At 29.2% G+C, this 2,330-nt stretch carries 3 protein-coding genes; 1 reads left to right on the top strand and 2 read right to left on the bottom strand.

What is annotated here, in order from left to right:
• A partial coding sequence (locus tag V7183_RS25740; RefSeq protein ID WP_335361310.1) for a hypothetical protein occupies positions 1 to 404 on the bottom strand: 404 nt, incomplete at its 3' end.
• A gap of 399 nt (positions 405 to 803) precedes the next feature.
• Between V7183_RS25740 and V7183_RS25735 the strand changes: the two genes are divergently transcribed.
• A complete protein-coding gene (locus V7183_RS25735) occupies positions 804 to 1,814 on the top strand; it encodes a DNA polymerase III subunit delta' (protein ID WP_335361309.1) in 1,011 nt (336 codons plus the stop codon).
• 327 nt (positions 1,815 to 2,141) lie between these two features.
• On the opposite strand, the gene V7183_RS25730 is transcribed toward V7183_RS25735, so the two are convergent.
• Positions 2,142 to 2,330, bottom strand: a 189-nt coding sequence (locus V7183_RS25730; protein ID WP_335361308.1) for a hypothetical protein, incomplete at its 5' end; no start/stop codon positions are given.

The raw sequence follows: 2,330 nt of genomic DNA, 5'->3' as shown, positions 1-2,330 counted from the left end.
GAAATAAAATGAACTTTATTTACTTGTTTTAAAATATCTTCATATTCACTATATGTTTGAGACGGCTTACCATTTAAAATTTCACCAGTATCAATATTATGTTTACTCAATGATAAATATGTTTCAGCAGTTATAGTAGAGGGTTCCATTGGCTGATTTAGCTCGGATTGTGCGAAAAAGTATAAAAGGTATTCAATTTTAGTTAATTCATCGTCTTCTGATTCAAGATATCCTTGGTAACCATATAGCTCATCGTTTTTAGCAATTAGCCTAACCATGTCGGCAGCTATATATCCTCCGTTAATATTAGAATTCTTATTAACTATTCCTTTTCCGTGACCTGTGATTAATACACCTTTACCATTTATCATATCTAAATCTGCATAAAAAAAATTTTTGGACATAAATATCGCCTCTTTCGAAAAAAATGATAATACTAGTAGAATACCATAGTTTGGAAAAAAACAAAGATTTGTGTGCGGTATTGGATTAATAGTTTATATGTATAAAGAATGTATTAGATTTTAATATATTTGTAATTACTTTTAGTATATTGGTTGCCGGCTGATTTCTACTTCAATTAATAAGAGACAAAAAGTGGAGAAGATTTAAATGATATGGAAGTATTAATGATTACACTTGAAAATTATCTGAATTTTCGTTAATATTTAAAAGATACTATTTTTATTTTTTTTAATAATACATAAGACCTTTCGGGTTATAAGAATTATTGTAAGTTTTTTGCAATAGCACTTGTTTCTTCGAAAGGTCTTTTTGTGTTAAAAAACAAAGGAGTGGTTATGATGACAAGAATTATGTCTTGGAACGAGGTTATGCAAAAGCAACATATCGTAGGGACAATATTGAGAAATGGATTAATAAATAAAAAAGTGAGTCATGCATATCTATTTAATGGTGAAGCAGGTACTTTTAAAAAAGAAACATCGCTTTTATTTATTAAAAGTCTATTTTGTTTAGAAAATTCAGAGGGAATACCATGTAATGAGTGCAGGAATTGTAATCGTATAAATAACAATGTTCATCCTGACGTGGTTATTATTTCACCAGAAGAGGGTGGAAGTATTAAGAAGGAGCAAATCCAGCAGCTACACAAAGAAATATCGTATACATCTACTGAACTATCAAAAAAGATATATATTATTGATCGAGTCGAGATGCTAACAACTAGTGCTGCTAATAGTTTATTAAAATTTTTAGAAGAACCTGATGGGAATACAACGACCATTCTTATTGCAGAAAATATACAGAAGGTTCTTAGTACTATTCAATCTAGATGCCAAATTTTAAATTTTCTAGTATCACCTATGGAAGAATATGAAGAGGAATTATCTGCAGCTAATCTTTCTCAAGACATAGTGAAACTTTTGACTCGCATGACAAATAATATTGATAAAGCTATATCATTAGCAAAAGAGCAGTGGTTTATGGATCTATATTTGCAAATAGTCAATTTAATGAAGAGTTTGATGGAACCTGCAGTTTTTATAGAAATAATAAAGTTATTAAAGTTAATAGATACAAAAGAAAAAGAGTCCATTCTTTTTAAATTTATAAATATATGGCTTAAAGATGTGCTATATGCTTTAACAAATAGGAAGAATTTTATTTCCTTTCAAAGTCAAGTCAATATTTTAGAGCTACATGCAGAAAAGCTAGGTGTAAAAGGGATAGCTGATGCTATAGAACTTTTAGAAAAAGGTTATACAAGAAGACAAGCAAACGTGTCATTAAACCTAGTTTTACAAGAAATGTTTATTCAATTACAAAAAAACGTATATTTGGTTGCTTTATAAGGGGGAAATTCCGTTTGTTGTTGTAGCTTTTAAATTAAGTCGTATCGGTTTTATAAAAAAGATGAACTGTTTTGAAAAAAGTTTAATTTAGCTATAGACCAGTTATTGCTTAGTGAAATTCGAGAAGGAATTAGTACAAATCATAGAAGAAAACAAACAGTTGATTGCTCTGCTACAGATGTAAAGGTACTTGAAGAGGAAAGCGGTCAAATATCTCTGTTTATATAGAAAACAATACTGCGTTCTTTTATTAATAGGTAAACCAACTGGTAAATGGTTTATCTATTTTTTTGTTTTCTTAGATTTTCGGATGAAAAAGCTCATAATTCATATGAGGGGGACTATTTTAAAATAGTTGATATCAGTTGGATCATCTTCTAGAAATAGTGACCGGATAATAAAAATTCTATAACGTTTATAAGGAGGGTTAAAAGTGTATTTTTGTTTGGCAGAGAAACATGATGTAGCAAAGAAAATCGTAGCTGCTTTTCCAAAGTATGGATTTGAGTCAATATT

Origin of the sequence: Bacillus sp. JJ1127, from assembly GCF_036965845.1 — a bacterium.
Lineage (GTDB): Bacteria > Bacillota > Bacilli > Bacillales > Bacillaceae_G > Bacillus_A.
The sequence above is the reverse complement of the archived record's forward strand: the minus strand, read 5'-3'. Positions and strand labels throughout refer to the sequence as shown.